Below are 14,722 nucleotides of genomic sequence, written 5' to 3'. Positions count from 1 at the left end.
CGGCTGCGGCCGTTGGCGGTCAGCCAGCGGGCCAGCGCGCCCAGGTACCACATCTCGCCGATCGGCAGGCCGAGCTTGAAGATGCAGTGGTGATGCAGCGGCAGCGCCGCGCAGCAGGCGTTGGGCTTCTGCGTCGGGTAGATTTCCAGCGCATGATTGTCCGACGCCATCGCGGCCACCTTGGAATCGGTGATCCATTGCAGCAGCTTCTCGTCGCTGCCATCCAGCCCGGCGCAGATCTCGTGCAGGGTGTGGTGATCCGGCTGGCGCTGCTTTTCCAGCAGCGCATCGCCGAATTCGGTGTGGAACAGCACGATGTCGCCCTGCTCGATCTCGATGCGGTCGGCCTCGATGATGCGCATCAGGTCGTCGTAGCCCACCGACTTCTGCTCGCGGCCATAATGCCGGGCCAGGTCGACCATGACGCCGCGGCTCTGCAGGCAGGATTCGGCCAGCTGGGTGATGTCCAGCTTCTTGGCGTGGGAGGCCCCGCCCTGGCCCAGATCGGTCTTGGCGAAACCATTGTCGACGTCATAGTCCACCGGGCCGACCACGTGTTCGTTGGGGCGGTAGCCGTTGTAGTAGACGCGTTCGGGCAGGCCGTCGCCGTTGGCGTCGAACAGCGCGCCCACGTGCGCCAGCGAGTCCCACTGGGTCGAGTACTGCAGGCTCATCTCGACGATGTCATCGCTCAGCACGTCGACGCAACCAGGGCGCAGGCGGCCCAGCGGGAAGTTCAGGTACTGGTCGCCGTCACGCTCGGTCGGGCGCAGCTTGGGCGGATGGCGGCGCACGTTGACGCCGTTGCCGCCGGGGTAGTCCAGCGGCAGCGACAGACAGAAGCTCAAGCCCTCGCGGACTTCCTGGATTCCCTTCATCACGTTCGCGGGAGTGATGTAATTCAGGCAACCCCGTTGGTCATCAGGGCCGAAGTCTCCCCAGTTCGATCCCTCGGGACGGTTCTTCCATCTCATGTGGCGCGGCTCCTTGGCCATGAATTAAGAATTTGACACAAATTTATCACATATAGGATAATAACATCATGGATGTGAAAACAGCCGCACGAGTCCTGGATGTTCTGAACCTCTTCGCCGAGGCGCAGAAGCCATTGCTGTACAGCGAGATCGCCGCGCAGATGGAGATCCCGCTGTCCAGCTGCCATGGTCTGCTCAAGACCATGGTGGCGCGCGGCTATCTGTACGAGATCGGCAAGAAGCACGGCTACTACCCGACGCAGAAGCTGATCCACGTCGCCACCCTGATCTGCCGCAGCGACCCGCTGAACGCCGTGATCGAGCCGGTGCTGGCGCGGGTGCGCGACATCACCGGCGAGACCGCCCTGCTGGCCAAGCTGGCCGACGACAAGGTCGTGTACCTGATCGTCGCCGAGTCCAAGCAGACCATCCGCTTCTCGCACCAGCCCGGCGGATTCAAGGCGGTGCACGCCACCAGCTCGGGCAAGGCCCTGCTCTCGGTGCTGCCCGAGGACGAGCGCCAGAAATGGTTCAAGACCTATCCCGGCTTCGCCTCGTACACCGAAACCACCCTCACCAGCCAGGCCGCGTTCGACCGCGACCTGCAGGCCGGCATCCAGCGCGGCTGGCAACGCTCCCTCGGCGAAAACGTCGAGGACGTGATGTCCATCTCGCTCGGGTTCCGGGCCTATGAACAACCCTTCGCCATCGTGGTGGCCGGCCCCCTGGGGCGCATGCAGAAGAACGAAGCCACCACTGGCCAGCAACTGAAAGAGGTCAAGGCGCTGCTGTACGCGGCCCTACCCTCGGCCAACCTAACCTTTGTAGGAGAAGACAGCAGATGAACAAGCGCACTTTGCTCGCCGCGGCATGCTCGGCGATCGCCATCGGGGCCCTGCCGCTGGCTGGCGCACAGGCGCAGGACGCCTATCCCGACAAGCCGATCCGCGTGATCATGCCGTGGGCCGCGGGTGGCCCGACCGACGTGGTGGGCCGCGTGATCGCGGTGCGCATGGGTGAGATCCTGGGCCATCCCCTGGTGATCGAAAGCCGTCCCGGCGCCAGCGGCACCATCGGCGCCGCCCAGGTCGCGCGCGCGCCGGCCGATGGCTACACGGTGCTGATGAATCCGTCGGTGCAGGGCATCTACCCCGCCCAGTTCAAGAGCCTGACGTTCGACCCGATCAAGGACTTCCGCATGGTCGGCGTGCTGGGCACGGTGCCGATGGTGGCCGTGGTGCCGCCCGACTCCAAGTTCAAGACCTTCGGCGAACTGATCGCGCAGGCCAAGGCCCAGCCGGGTTCGCTCAGCTTTGCCTCGCCCGGCGTGGCCACGCTGCCGCACCTGGCCGGCGAGCTGATCAACACCACCACCAAGGCGTCCATCTCGCACGTCGGCTACCGTGGCAGCAGCCCGGCCCTGACCGACGTCGCCGGCGGCCACGTCGACCTGATGTACGCGCCGCTGGCGCCCGCCCTGCCCCTGATCCAGAGCGGCAAGGTGCGCCCCATCGCCGTCACCACCAAGACCCGCCTGGCCGAGCTGCCCGACGTCCCGACCATCGCCGAGAACGGCCTGCCCGGTTTCGACATCGTCACCTGGTACGGCATGTGGGTGCCCAAGGACACGCCCGAACCCATCATCGCCAAGCTCAACAAGGCCATGATCGAGGCGTCGCAATCGCCCAAGGTGGTCGAGGCGCTGAAGTCGCAAGGCACCCTGCCCAGCACCATGAGCTACCAGGAAGCCGAAGCCTTCAACCTGGCCGAAAGCGCGCGCTGGATCAAGGTCATGAAGGACGCCAACATCCAGCCCGAATAAGGACTGGCCGGCGCCGCACCGCCGGGCCCGCAACGCAAACGCCCCACGCCCCGGATGACATCCGGGACGTGGGGCGTTTTTCCTGGGCGCGGGACCGGCCCGCGCAAGGCGTCAGTTGTTGAAGACGCCCGTGGACAGGTAGCGGTCGCCGCGATCGCAGACGATGAAGACGATGGTCGCGTCATTCACGCGCTCGGCCACGCGCAAGGCGGCCACCAGCGCGCCGGCGGACGAAATGCCGCCGAAGATGCCCTCTTCGGCGGCCAGGCGGCGCGCCATGGCCTCGGCCTCGGCCTGCTGGATGGACTCGTAGGCGTCCACGCGGCTGCGGTCGAAGATCTTGGGCAGGTAGGCTTCCGGCCATTTGCGGATGCCGGGAATCGACGAGCCCTCGGCCGGCTGCGCGCCCACCACCTGCACCGCCGGATTGCGCGACTTCAGGTAGGTGGACACGCCCATGATGGTGCCGGTCGTGCCCATGGCGCTGACGAAGTGCGTCACGCGGCCGTCGGTCTGGGTCCAGATTTCCGGGCCGGTGCCTTCGATGTGGGCGCGCGGGTTGTCCGGATTGGCGAACTGGTCCAGCACCACGCCGCGGCCATCGGCCTGCATTTCGGTGGCCAGGTCGCGGGCGTATTCCATGCCGCCCTTGTCGGCCGGCGTCAGGATCAGCTCGGCGCCGTAGGCCGTCATGGCGGCGCGGCGCTCCACCGACAGGTTGTCGGGCATGATCAGGATCATGCGGTAGCCGCGCATGGCGGCGGCCATGGCCAGCGCGATGCCGGTGTTGCCGCTGGTCGCCTCGATCAGCGTGTCGCCCGGCTTGATGTCGCCGCGCTCCTCGGCATGCTTGATCATGGAGAGCGCCGGACGGTCCTTCACCGAGCCGGCCGGATTGTTGCCTTCCAGCTTGGCCAGGATGACGTTGCCGCGCGCCGCCCCGGCGGCGCCGGGAATGCGCTGCAGGCGCACCAGCGGCGTGTTGCCGACGGTCTGCTCGATAGTGGGATAGGTAGTAGTCATGAAGCCGATGATAACCCCGCCCGGCGCGGCGTGCCGCCAAAGGCCGCGCTCGCGCCAGGGGTTCCGCGCCTGGCGGCCCCTGCAACGCCAGGCGCCGGGCAAGGCCGGCGTCCGCCCCGACGATGGCGACGGCGGACATGGCGACGCAGGGACGCCGTGGCGGCGCCGATCAGGGTCGCGATGCCGCCGCGGGCTTACCCGTCTGGGCCGCTCCCGGCCTGGCCGCGCCACCCGCGGGGGCGGCCTTGGCGGCGCCCGCCCCCGGCGCGGATCTGACCGGCGCCGGGACCGCCGCCTTCGCGCCCGCGACCTTCGGATCAGCGCCCGCCGCGCCCACCGTCAGGCCGCCGGCCCCCAGGGCCTCGGCCTTCTTCTGGCTGATGCCGCGCACCCGGTCGGCGAGGTCCTGCAGCGACTCGAACCGGCCGGCGCGCTCGCGTTCGCCGACGATGATCTGCGCCGTGCGCGGCCCGATGCCGCGGATGCCCTCGAGCTGCTGCGCGGTGGCGTCGTTCAGGTCCAGCGCCTGCGCCGGCGCGTGCGCCACGCCGGCTGCCAGCAGGGCCGCGCCCAGCGCCTGGCGCAACACGGGCGGGCCGCGTCGCGCGGCAACGGGTTGTGGGCGGCGCCACGGCAGCGCGGGCAGGCGGCGGGCGACGGTGGAATGGAGGAAGGGATTCATGGACAGGTCTCCGGAAAAACGCGGCGCAACGGTTGCCGCGCCACCTCCGGATCATGGCCCGCCGGGCATTCCCCGCGGATGCCCGGTGAATGGATTGATCCACCCCGGCAACTACGCGGGCGAAAAAAAGCCGCCCGGAACGGCGGCTCTTTTTTGACACGGACCGGCCACCGCCAGGCGGCGGCCGGCGCGCCTTACTTGCGCGCGCGCCAGTAGCGCACGTACTCGGCCACGCCGGTCTGCACGTCGCGCATCGGGGCGGTGAAACCCGCCGCGCGCAGGCGGCTGACGTCGGCCTGGGTGTAGCTCTGGTAACGGCCCTTCAGGTCGTCCGGGAACGGGATGTAGCGGATCAGGTCCAGCTCGACCAGCTGGGCCAGCGTCAGTTGCGCCTCGCCGCGCTCGGCGCGCAGCGTGTTGACCACGGCCGCGGCGACGTCGTTGAACGGCTGGGCCCGGCCCGTGCCGCAATTGAACACGCCGGACTGCTCCGGATGATCGAGGAAGTGCAGGTTGACCGCCACCACGTCCTCGACCGAGATGAAGTCGCGGCTCTGGCCGCCATCCACGTAGCCCTCCCAGCCGGCGAACAGGCGCACGTGGCCGTGCTCCAGGAACTGGTTCATGTTGTGGAAGGCCACCGACGCCATGCGGCCCTTGTGCTGCTCATGCGGACCATAGACGTTGAAATAACGCAGCCCCACGACCTGCGCGGTCAGGCTGTCCATGCGCTTGCGCAGCACCTGGTCGAACAGCAGCTTGGAATAGCCGTAGACGTTCAGGGGGCCTTCGTTGGCCGGATCTTCCACGTAGATCGACGAACCGCCGTAGACCGCGGCCGACGAGGCATACAGGAAGGGAATGCGGCGCGCCTGGCAGAACTCGAACAGCTCCAGCGTGACGCGGTAGTTGTTGTCGAGCATGTAGCGGCCGTTGCGCTCGGTGGTGTCCGAGCAGGCGCCCTGGTGCAGCACGGCGCGGATCTCCGGCAGGCTGCCATCGGCGACGCGGCGACGGAAGTCGTCCTTGTCCATGTAGTCGGCGATCTTGCAGTCGACCAGGTTGACGAACTTGTCGCCCTCGGTCAGGTCATCGACCGCGATGATGTCCTCGATCCCGCGGCGGTTCAGGCCGCGCACCAGGTTGCTGCCAATGAAGCCCGCGGCTCCAGTAACGACGATCATGAGAGTTCTCCTGCCAGTTCGGCGGCGGTGACGACGGACGTGCCCAGCTTGCCCACGGCGATGCCGCCGGCCCGGTTGGCCCAGCCCATGGCATCCGCCCACGGCAGGCCGATGGCGCGCGAGACGGCCAGCGTCGCCAGCACGGTATCGCCCGCGCCGGACACGTCGAACACCTCGTGCGCCTGCGCGTCGATGTGCTCGCGGCCCGTGTCGGTAAACAAAGTCATGCCCTGCTCGGAACGCGTCACGAGCAAGGCTTCCAGGTCCAGATCGGCGCGCAGGCGCTGCGCGCGATCGGTCAGTTCGGATTCGGAATTCCAGCGGCCCACGGCCTGCTGCATTTCGGAACGGTTGGGCGTGACCAGCGTCGCGCCGCGATAGCGCGAATAGTCGTCGCCCTTGGGATCGACCAGCACCGGGATGCCGGCGCTGCGGGCCAGCGCGATCAGCGACTCGACCCGCGTCAGCACGCCCTTGGCGTAGTCGGACAGCACCACGATGTCGTGGTTGGCCAGGTGACGCGCCAGCGCGGCGTCGATGCTGTCGAGCGCCTCCTGCGCCGGGTGCTGCTCGAAGTCGACGCGCAGCAGCTGCTGCTGGCGGCCCAGCACGCGCATCTTCAGCGTGGTGTGCAGGCTCAGGTCGGTGATCAGCTCGGCCTGGATGCCGGCCTCGGCGGCCAGGCGGCGCACGCTGTCGCCGGCCTCGTCCTCGCCCAGCACGCCCACCAGCGTGACGTGGCCGCCCAGCGCGGCGACGTTGCGCGCCACGTTGGCGGCGCCGCCCAGGCGGTCCTCGCGGCGCGCGACACGCACCACCGGCACCGGCGCCTCGGGGGAAATACGCTCCACCTCGCCGAACCAGTAACGGTCCAGCATGACATCGCCCACCACGAGCACGCGGCTATGCGAAATGGATTCGGCGGGAAATTGGCTCATTCAAGTTCTTCCAGACGGCGCGGCGCGTAGGTTTCCCAGGCGTTGCAGCCAGGACATTGCCAATAGAAGCGGCGCGCTTGAAAACCGCAGTTCCGGCACGCGTAGCGGTCCAGTCGTTGCGTATGCTTGTGAATCAGGCTGCGCAGCAGCGTGAGGTCGGCTCCAGGCACGGGGCCATGCTCGCTCGCGCCCTCCGGATTGGCCAGTTCGGCCTCCAGCAGGCGGTCCAGGCCGAGCAACGAGGGATGGTTGCGCAACGCGCCCCGGGCAAAGGCCCAGGCCGGCGCGGAGCCCTGCTGCACGCGCAATTCGCGGAACACGACGTTGAACAGGTCGAGCGAGGCGTGGCGCGCGTACTGGCGCTGCAGCAATTCCAGCCCGGCCTCGGCCTGGCCGGCGGCGCGATAGTTGGCCAGCAACTGCTCGGCCACCAGGCCGGCGTACTCGGGGGAGTCGGTCATGACCGACTCCAGGTACAACCGCTCGCGCTTGGGATCCTGTTCGATCAGCGCCAGGCGCGCGCGCAGCATGGCGGTGCGCACCACGGCGCCCTTGCTCGACATGCCGGCGTCGGCGGTCGACAAGGCATGGTCGGCGGCATCCAGGGCGGCGTGCGCGGCATCGACGTTGGGCGGCTTGGCCGCCAGCGCCGTCGCGGCCTGCTCGCAGTAGTAATGCACGATCTGCGGCACCGGCTCGTCCACCAGGCCGTGCAGCGTCTTGACGGCCTCGATGGCGCGCGGCCAGTCGTGCTCGGATTCGTAGATGCGGATCAGCGAACGCAGCGCCGGCAAGGCGTAGCGCGTGTCCTTGAGCTGCTCGAAGCCGTTTTCGGCGCGGTCGAGCATGCCGGCCTTGAGGAAGTCCTGCGCCAATTCGTGCTGCGCGTGCTCGCGCTCGGCGGCGGGCAGGTCGGAACGGTTCAGCAGGCTCTGGTGCACGCGGATGGCGCGCTCCATTTCGCCGCGGCGACGGAACAGGCTGCCCAGCGCGAAGTGCAGTTCGGTGGTCTCGGGATCGAGCTTGGCCACCTCGACGAACGCGTCGATGGCGCGGTCGGGCTGCTCATTGAGCAGGAAGTTCAGGCCCCGGAAATACGAATCGGGCAGGCTGCGGGTTTCCCGCAACATCTGCCGGATGTCGAAGCGCGCGGCCAGCCAGCCGAGCGCGAACAACACCGGCACGAATATCAACCACCAAGGTTCAAAATCCACTATGCGGGCTCTTGCGTAGATTCAATGCGGAAAAGAAAGGCTTGCGGACGGCGCGGCGCCGTCACAGCGGCGACATCGGCGCGACGGCTTCCGGCGGCACGGCCGGCGTGGTGCCGTTCACGGCGGCCTGCACGCGGTCGAGCTCGCGGCGCAGGCGGATGGCCTCGCGGCGGCGGCGCATGGCGGCCGGCACGGTCAGCAGCAGGCCGAACAGGGCGCCGACCACGAACACCACCAGCATGACGACGATCAGCGGCACATCCTGCACCACGTAATCGGCGTAGAACTTCACGGCGACGGGATCGGTGTTCTTCAACGCGAACATCAATACCGCCACGAACACGAGCAATCGCAGGGCCCAGACAAGGTAGCGCATGACGCATGCTCCTAAGAATTCGAGAGGGTCAATTGTAAGCGACCTCCGCAAAAACAAAGCCCCTTGATTGCTCAAGGGGCGTTTGCTCGCGGTCCGATCTGCCCGAAGGCAGCTTGCTGGCCGTGCCGTCAGTGCATGGCGTGCATGCTCGCCATGGACGGCATCGGTTCACTCGATCCAGAGGATTGAGCGTCCTCGTCATTGCCGCCGACCAAATCCACCCGCTCGCGCAACTCCTTGCCCGCCTTGAAGTGCGGCACCTGTTTGCCAGGCACCAGCACTTGTTCGCCGGATTTCGGGTTGCGGCCGATACGGGGAGACCGCTGCGACAGCGAGAAGCTGCCAAAACCGCGGATCTCGATGCGCTGGCCCGAGGCCAGGGCCTGGGTCATTGCATCGAGCACGGTCTTGACCGCGTAATCGGTGTCGCGGGCGGCCAGCTGAGGATAGCGGGCCGCCAAGGCGGCGATCAGCTCCGACTTGGTCACGAATTAACCGTCGTTGCGCTGTTGGTCCAGCTTGGCCTTCAGCAGCGCGCCGAGGTTGGTGGTGCCGGACGAAGCGCTGGCGTCGGACATGCGCTGGATCGTTTCGGCGGTTTCGGCGTTGTCACGGGCCTTGATCGACAGCTGGATCGAACGCGTCTTGCGGTCGATGTTGACGATCATGGCTTCGATGTTCTCGCCGGCGGTCAGCACGGTGGTGGCATCTTCGACGCGGCCCGAGGAGATCTCGGAAGCGCGCAGGTAGCCTTCGACGTCCACGGACAGCGTCACGACGGCGCCCTTGGCTTCGACCGACTTGATGGTGCCCGGAACCACGGCGCCCTTGTCGAACGTGGCAACGAAGTTGTTGAAGGGGTCGCCTTCCAGCTGCTTGATGCCCAGCGAGATGCGTTCCTTGTCGGTATCGATGCCCAGAACCACGGCTTCGATCTCGTCGCCCTTCTTGAAGTTGCGCACGGCTTCTTCGCCGGTTTCCGTCCACGACAGGTCGGACAGGTGAACCAGGCCATCGATGCCGCCGGGCAGGCCGACGAACACGCCGAAGTCGGTGATCGACTTGATGGCGCCGCGGACCTTGTCACCACGCTTGAAGTTGGTGGCGAACTCTTCCCACGGGTTCTGGCGGCACTGCTTCATGCCCAGCGAGATGCGACGACGGTCTTCGTCGATTTCCAGGACCATGACTTCGACTTCTTCGCCCAGGGTCACGACCTTGCGCGGATCGACGTTCTTGTTGGTCCAGTCCATTTCGGAGACGTGCACCAGGCCTTCGATGCCGGCTTCGACTTCAACGAACGCGCCGTAGTCGGTCAGGTTGGTGACCTTGCCGAACAGGCGGGTGCCTTGCGGGTAGCGGCGAGCCAGGCCCACCCACGGATCTTCGCCCAGCTGCTTGACGCCCAGCGAGACGCGGCTCTTTTCCTGGTCGAACTTGAGGACCTTGGCTTCGACTTCCTGACCCACTTGCAGGACTTCGGAGGGGTGACGCACACGGCGCCAGGCCATGTCGGTGATGTGCAGCAGGCCGTCGATGCCGCCCAGGTCCACGAACGCGCCGTAGTCGGTGATGTTCTTGACCACGCCCTTGACCACAGCACCTTCGTGCAGGGTTTCGAGCAGCTTCTGGCGCTCTTCGCCCATGCTGGCTTCCAGCACCTGGCGACGCGACAGCACGACGTTGTTGCGCTTGCGGTCGAGCTTGATGACCTTGAATTCGAGGGTCTTGCCTTCGTACGGGGTCGTGTCCTTGACCGGACGCAGATCCACCAGCGAACCCGGCAGGAACGCGCGGATGCCGTTGGTCATGACGGTCAGGCCGCCCTTCACCTTGCCGGTGATGGTGCCGGTGACCAGCTCGCCGTTTTCCAGGGCCTTTTCCAGTTGCAGCCAGGCCGACAGGCGCTTGGCGCGGTCACGCGACAGGATGGTGTCGCCGTAGCCGTTTTCCAGGGAATCGATGGCCACCGAGACGAAATCGCCGGGTTGCACTTCGAGCTCGCCCTGGTCGTTCAGGAACTCTTCCAGGGGGATCAGCGCTTCGGACTTCAGGCCGGCGTTGACGACGACGAAGTTATGGTCGACGCGCACGACTTCGGCGCTGATGACCTCGCCGGACTTCATGTCCTGGCTCTTGAGGCTCTGGGCGAAAAGGTCGGCGAAACTTTCGCCGCCGGTGGCGGTAGTGGAAACGGAAGACATGGGGTTGAAATCCATTGGGCCGAAATGGCCGTTAAGAACACACCGCAGCGGATTGCCCGCCACAGTGGAGTCAAAATACCTGCCTGCCGGTTTGCCCTTGCGGGGTGTCCCGTGGGGGTTTCGCCTGGCGAAGACAGGGCCGATAAAAAAAACGACTGGCGAAGATGCCCGCCATTCAAACGACTGGCGGGGATACCCGCCATTCAAACGAGATTGGCCGGTGCCCGCCCCTCAATGCGTGGGGCTGGCCTGCCAGAGATCCAGTATTGCCTGCACGGTTTCCGCAATCGTCAGATTCGACGAATCCAGCACGTGTGCATCCGCTGCGGGAGCAAGCGGCGCCGTGGCGCGCTGCGTGTCGCGGGCATCCCGCTCGCGCATATCCCGCAAAAGGTCGTCTAGATTAGCAGAAATTCCCTTTTCGATCAACTGCTTACGCCGCCGCTCGGCTCGCGCGACCACATCGGCCACCAGGAACACCTTCAGGGACGCATCAGGGAACACCACCGTGCCCATGTCGCGGCCGTCGGCCACCAGTCCGGGAAGCAGGCGGAACGCACGCTGGCGCTCGAGCAGCGCCTGCCGCACGCCGGGGAACGCCGCCACGCGGGAAGCGAAGTTGCCGACGGCCTCGCGGCGGATTTCATGGCCGACGTCGGCGCCTTCCAGATAGACGTGAGGGCCGTCGAAACGCACGTCCAGCGTCTCGGCCACCCGCGCCACGGCGGGCTCGTCGGCCGCGTCGACGCCGCGGTTGATCGCCGCCAGGGCGGTCAGCCGGTAGAGCGCGCCGCTGTCCAGCACCGCCCAGCCCAGCGCCTTGGCGACGCGGTGGGCGACGGTGCCCTTGCCCGAGGCGGTGGGGCCATCGATGGTGATGACAGGGGCGGCGGAAGTCACGATCGGATCAATCGAAGTCATGTAGAGGGGCAATGGGCCGAAGCCCTGGTTCACTACGCCGACACCAGGCCGGCGTAGACATCAAAGTAACCCGGGAACGTCTTGCTGACGCAACCCGGATCCAGAATCCGCACCGCGGCCGGGCCGAACGCGGCCAGCGAAAAGCACATCGCCATGCGATGGTCGTCCCAGGTGCCGATATGCGCGTCGCGCCAGGCGCCGTCGGCCGGCGGGGTCACGCGCAGCCAATCCGGCCCCGATTCCACCTGCGCGCCCAGCTTTTCCAGCTCGGTCTGCATGGCGTGGATGCGGTCGGTCTCCTTGACGCGCCAGCTGCCGATGTTGCGCAGGCGGCAGGGGCCGTCGGCGTACAGCGCCAGCGCGGCGGCCGTCATGGCGGCGTCGGGGATCAGGTTGAAATCGGTGTCGAAGGCCTTCAGGCGACCGCCCTCGGCCACGCGCACGCCGGTCACCTCAATCCAGCCTTCGCCGTAGGTCACGGTCGCGCCCATGGCGGCCAGGGTGTCGGCGAACTTGACGTCGCCCTGGATGCTGTCGGCGCCCACGCCGGTCACCCGCAGCGGGCCGCCGCCGATGGCGCCAAGCGCCAGGAAGTACGAGGCGGTCGAGGCATCGCCCTCGACCGCGATCTGCCCCGGACTGCGGTAGCGCGCGCCGCCGGCGATGGTGAAACGGCTCCAGCCGTCGCGCTGCACGGCCACGCCGAAGCGCGCCATCAGGTTCAGCGTGATCTCGATGTACGGCTTGGAGATCAGCTCGCCCGCCACTTCGATCACCACCGGCTGGCCGCTCTGCGCGGCCTGCAGCGGCGCCGCCAGCAGCAAGGCGGTCAGGAACTGGCTGGAGACCGAGCCTTGCACCCGCGTCACGGCCGGCGTGGCGATCTCGCCGCGGCCGATATGCAGCGGTGGATAGCCGGGCTGGCCCAGGTAGTCGATACGGGCGCCGAGCGCCTTGAGCGCATCGACCAGGTCGCCGATGGGACGCTCGTGCATGCGCGGCACGCCCGACAGGCGGTAATCGCCGCCCATCAGCGCCAGCGCCGCCGTCAGCGGCCGGATCGCGGTGCCGGCATTGCCCATGAACAGGTCGGCGCTGTCGACCGGAAAACGGCTCACGCCGCGCACGGTGACGCGGCCCTCGGCCAGCTCGGACACCGCCACGCCCAGTTGGCGCAAGGCGGCCAGCATGACGCGGGTGTCATCGGAATCGAGCAGCCCGGTGATGGCGGTCTCGCCGTCGGCGATGGCCGCCAGCAGCAGCACGCGATTGGAAATGCTCTTGGAACCGGGCAAGGCCATGACGCCCTGCGCGCGCCGCGCGCGCGGCAGATCCAGGAAAGGCAAAGCGCCCATGTCGATTACTCCTTGCGCCAGTTGCGGCGCGCCTGCGCCGCCGTGTCCAGCAATGCCAGCAAGGCCGCGCCGTCGCCGCCGTCGATCGCGCGCTCGGCCCGATCCAGCACGGCGCGCACGGCCACCAGCTCGGCCAGCATGGCGTCGCGGTTGGATAGAAAGATATCGCGCCACATCTCGGGCGAGCCCGCCGCGATACGGGTGAAGTCGCGGAAGCCGCTGCCGGCCAGCGCCAGCCGCGTGGCGGCGTCATCGGCGGTGGCGACCTGCTCCATATAGACCGACGACAACAGGTGCGGCAGATGGCTGACCGAGGCCAGCACGCGGTCGTGCGCGTCGGCGTCCATGTCGATCACGCGGGCGCCACAGGCCTGCCAGGCCTCGCGCACCCGGGCCACGGCGGCGGCGGCGTTCTCCGCCAGCGGCGTCAGGATGACGCAGCGGTCTCGATACAGGCCGGCATCGGCGGCATCGGGGCCGGTGCGTTCGGCGCCGGCAATCGGATGGCCCGGCACGAACTGGCCAATGCGCGCGCCCAGCGCCAGGCGGGCGGCATCGACCACCTCGGCCTTGGTGCTGCCGCCATCGGTCAGCAGGGTGCCATCGCGCAGCTGCGGCAGCATGCGCGCCAGCATGTCCTTCAGACCGCCCACGGGCGTGGCCAGGAACACCAGGTCGGCGCGGGCGGCGGCCTCTTCGGCGCTGACGGCTTCGTCGATCAGGCCCAGTTCGACCGCGCGCGCCAGCGACGCGGCATTGCGGCCCACGCCCAGCACCCGCCCCACCTGCCCCGCCTGGCGCAGGGCCGCGGCGAAGGAACCGCCGATCAGGCCCACGCCGACGACGGCCAGCACAGGAATCAGGGGGCCAGCGGCCCCCTGATTCGGCTTGGAGGTCGCGCCGTTCATTCGGACAGGATGGCGGTCAGCGCGTCGATGAAGCGGGCGTTCTCTTGCGGCAGGCCGATGGACACGCGCAGCCACTCGGGCAGGCCGTCGCCGGCCACCGGGCGCACGATCACGCCGCGCTTGAGCAACGCCAGGTTGATGCGCGGCGCATCGCCCACGTGCACCAGCACGAAGTTGCCATAGCTGGGCACATAGCGCAGCTTGAGGCGGTCAAAGGCTTCGCACAGCTGCGCCTTGCCGGCCTTGTTGGAGGTGTAGGCCTGTTCCAGATAGGCGGCATCGCCCAGCGCGGCCACGGCGGCGGCCTGCGCCAGCGTGTTGACGTTGAACGGCTGGCGCACGCGGTTGAGCAGGTCGGTCAGGGCCGGCTGCGCCACCGCGAAGCCCACGCGCAGGCCGGCCAGGCCGTAGGCCTTGGAGAACGTGCGCGAGACGATCAGGTTGGGAAAGCGGCGCACCAGCGCGGTGCTGTCGAAACGGAATTGCGGCTCGAGGTATTCGTTGTAGGCCTCGTCCAGCACCACCGTGACGCGGTCGCCATGGGCGGCGTGGACGCGCTCCAGGAACGCGGCCACCTGGTCGCCCGGCACGAAGGTGCCGGTGGGGTTGTTGGGGTTGGCGATGAACAAGAGGCGCGTGTCGTCGGCGATGGCGTCGAACATGGCGTCCAGGTCATGGCCGTAGTCCTTGGCCGGCACCACGATGTGGCGCGCGCCGCGGGCCTGCGTGGCCAGGCGGTAGACGGCGAACGAATGCTGCGCGTAGACCGCCGAGGCGCCCGGCTCCAGCAGCGCCAGCGCGGCGATTTCCAGGATGTCGTTGGAGCCGTTGCCCAGCGTGATCCAGTTCATCGGCACTTCGTAGCGCGCGGCCAGCGCGGCCTTCAGGTCAAAGCCGTTGGGATCCGGGTAGCGCGCCAGCGACTCGGCGGCGGCCAGCATGGCGGCGCGCGCCGACTGCGGCATGCCCAGCGGGTTCTCGTTGGAGGCCAGCTTGACGATCCCGGCCGGATCCAGCCCGAATTCGCGGGCCAGTTCCTCGATGGGCTTGCCCGCCTGGTAGGGCGCGATGGCGCTGACGTGCGCGGGAGCGGCGAGAGGCTTGGAAGTGTTGGTCATGGA

15 protein-coding genes are annotated in these 14,722 nt (G+C 67.8%); 2 read left to right on the top strand and 13 right to left on the bottom strand.

Annotation, left to right across the window (positions count from 1 at the left end; translation table 11 throughout):
• Positions 1-974: cyclase family protein (locus AOZ53_RS03850; RefSeq protein ID WP_054486926.1), on the bottom strand; the 974-nt coding region annotated here is incomplete at its 3' end.
• A gap of 68 nt (positions 975-1,042) precedes the next feature.
• Here AOZ53_RS03850 and AOZ53_RS03845 point away from each other — a divergent pair.
• Both AOZ53_RS03845 and AOZ53_RS03840 read left to right on the top strand, forming a co-directional pair.
• Entirely contained in the window at positions 1,043-1,819 is a 777-nt protein-coding gene (locus AOZ53_RS03845; protein ID WP_054429478.1) for an IclR family transcriptional regulator, read from the top strand.
• On the top strand, positions 1,816-2,796 hold the full coding sequence (locus AOZ53_RS03840) for a Bug family tripartite tricarboxylate transporter substrate binding protein (RefSeq protein WP_054429479.1): 981 nt from the start codon (positions 1,816-1,818) through the stop codon (positions 2,794-2,796). The genes AOZ53_RS03845 and AOZ53_RS03840 overlap by 4 nt, the downstream gene beginning before the upstream one ends.
• A gap of 111 nt (positions 2,797-2,907) precedes the next feature.
• Here the strand turns inward: AOZ53_RS03840 and cysM are convergent, their stop codons facing one another.
• The 12 genes from cysM to hisC form a co-directional block, all read right to left on the bottom strand.
• Positions 2,908-3,819: a cysteine synthase CysM gene (gene cysM, locus AOZ53_RS03835; protein WP_054429480.1), complete on the bottom strand. Its 912-nt coding sequence runs from the start codon at positions 3,817-3,819 to the stop codon at positions 2,908-2,910.
• Positions 3,820-3,988: 169 nt separating this feature from the next.
• Entirely contained in the window at positions 3,989-4,501 is a 513-nt protein-coding gene (locus AOZ53_RS03830) for a ComEA family DNA-binding protein (RefSeq protein WP_054429481.1), read from the bottom strand.
• Positions 4,502-4,695: 194 nt separating this feature from the next.
• Positions 4,696-5,685, bottom strand: coding sequence for an ADP-glyceromanno-heptose 6-epimerase (gene rfaD / locus AOZ53_RS03825; RefSeq protein WP_054486888.1), 990 nt, complete (start codon positions 5,683-5,685; stop codon positions 4,696-4,698).
• Positions 5,682-6,623, bottom strand: a complete 942-nt coding sequence (gene rfaE1, locus AOZ53_RS03820) for a D-glycero-beta-D-manno-heptose-7-phosphate kinase (RefSeq protein ID WP_054429483.1) — start codon at positions 6,621-6,623, stop codon at positions 5,682-5,684. Before rfaE1 ends, rfaD begins: the two co-directional genes overlap by 4 nt.
• Complete coding sequence (lapB, locus tag AOZ53_RS03815; RefSeq protein ID WP_054486886.1) at positions 6,620-7,837, bottom strand: lipopolysaccharide assembly protein LapB; 1,218 nt, start codon at positions 7,835-7,837, stop codon at positions 6,620-6,622. Before lapB ends, rfaE1 begins: the two co-directional genes overlap by 4 nt.
• A 61-nt stretch (positions 7,838-7,898) precedes the next feature.
• Positions 7,899-8,213: a lipopolysaccharide assembly protein LapA domain-containing protein gene (locus AOZ53_RS03810; protein WP_006388264.1), complete on the bottom strand. Its 315-nt coding sequence runs from the start codon at positions 8,211-8,213 to the stop codon at positions 7,899-7,901.
• A 128-nt stretch (positions 8,214-8,341) separates the two neighbouring features.
• Complete coding sequence (locus AOZ53_RS03805; RefSeq protein WP_006393620.1) at positions 8,342-8,701, bottom strand: integration host factor subunit beta; 360 nt, start codon at positions 8,699-8,701, stop codon at positions 8,342-8,344.
• 3 nt (positions 8,702-8,704) lie between these two features.
• The gene (rpsA, locus tag AOZ53_RS03800; RefSeq protein WP_026382780.1) at positions 8,705-10,417 is read right to left on the bottom strand and encodes a 30S ribosomal protein S1; all 1,713 of its coding nucleotides are present in this window, start codon (positions 10,415-10,417) and stop codon (positions 8,705-8,707) included.
• A 231-nt stretch (positions 10,418-10,648) separates the two neighbouring features.
• On the bottom strand, positions 10,649-11,338 hold the full coding sequence (cmk, locus tag AOZ53_RS03795; protein WP_054429485.1) for a (d)CMP kinase: 690 nt from the start codon (positions 11,336-11,338) through the stop codon (positions 10,649-10,651).
• 32 nt (positions 11,339-11,370) lie between these two features.
• The gene (aroA, locus tag AOZ53_RS03790; RefSeq protein ID WP_054478737.1) at positions 11,371-12,693 is read right to left on the bottom strand and encodes a 3-phosphoshikimate 1-carboxyvinyltransferase; all 1,323 of its coding nucleotides are present in this window, start codon (positions 12,691-12,693) and stop codon (positions 11,371-11,373) included.
• Between the two features lie 5 nt (positions 12,694-12,698).
• Positions 12,699-13,601 carry a prephenate dehydrogenase gene (locus AOZ53_RS03785; protein WP_054486884.1) on the bottom strand — a complete coding sequence of 301 codons (903 nt, stop codon included), beginning with the start codon at positions 13,599-13,601 and terminating at the stop codon, positions 12,699-12,701.
• Complete coding sequence (hisC, locus tag AOZ53_RS03780; RefSeq protein ID WP_054429488.1) at positions 13,598-14,719, bottom strand: histidinol-phosphate transaminase; 1,122 nt, start codon at positions 14,717-14,719, stop codon at positions 13,598-13,600. The genes AOZ53_RS03785 and hisC overlap by 4 nt, the downstream gene beginning before the upstream one ends.
• Between the last annotated feature and the right edge of the window lie 3 nt (positions 14,720-14,722).

It is taken from the genome of Achromobacter sp. 2789STDY5608621 (assembly GCF_001299375.1).
Classification (GTDB): domain Bacteria; phylum Pseudomonadota; class Gammaproteobacteria; order Burkholderiales; family Burkholderiaceae_B; genus Achromobacter; species Achromobacter insuavis.
The sequence above is the reverse complement of the archived record's forward strand: the minus strand, read 5'-3'. Positions and strand labels throughout refer to the sequence as shown.

Coding starts and splice junctions, on each gene's coding strand:
- AOZ53_RS03845 (WP_054429478.1), top strand. CDS start 1,043: ATGGATGTGAAAACAGCCGCACGAGTCCTGGATGTTCTGAACCTCTTC.
- AOZ53_RS03840 (WP_054429479.1), top strand. CDS start 1,816: ATGAACAAGCGCACTTTGCTCGCCGCGGCATGCTCGGCGATCGCCATC.
- cysM (WP_054429480.1), bottom strand. CDS start 3,819: ATGACTACTACCTATCCCACTATCGAGCAGACCGTCGGCAACACGCCG.
- AOZ53_RS03830 (WP_054429481.1), bottom strand. CDS start 4,501: ATGAATCCCTTCCTCCATTCCACCGTCGCCCGCCGCCTGCCCGCGCTG.
- rfaD (WP_054486888.1), bottom strand. CDS start 5,685: ATGATCGTCGTTACTGGAGCCGCGGGCTTCATTGGCAGCAACCTGGTG.
- rfaE1 (WP_054429483.1), bottom strand. CDS start 6,623: ATGAGCCAATTTCCCGCCGAATCCATTTCGCATAGCCGCGTGCTCGTG.
- AOZ53_RS03810 (WP_006388264.1), bottom strand. CDS start 8,213: ATGCGCTACCTTGTCTGGGCCCTGCGATTGCTCGTGTTCGTGGCGGTA.
- rpsA (WP_026382780.1), bottom strand. CDS start 10,417: ATGTCTTCCGTTTCCACTACCGCCACCGGCGGCGAAAGTTTCGCCGAC.
- cmk (WP_054429485.1), bottom strand. CDS start 11,338: ATGACTTCGATTGATCCGATCGTGACTTCCGCCGCCCCTGTCATCACC.
- aroA (WP_054478737.1), bottom strand. CDS start 12,693: ATGGGCGCTTTGCCTTTCCTGGATCTGCCGCGCGCGCGGCGCGCGCAG.
- AOZ53_RS03785 (WP_054486884.1), bottom strand. CDS start 13,601: ATGAACGGCGCGACCTCCAAGCCGAATCAGGGGGCCGCTGGCCCCCTG.
- hisC (WP_054429488.1), bottom strand. CDS start 14,719: ATGACCAACACTTCCAAGCCTCTCGCCGCTCCCGCGCACGTCAGCGCC.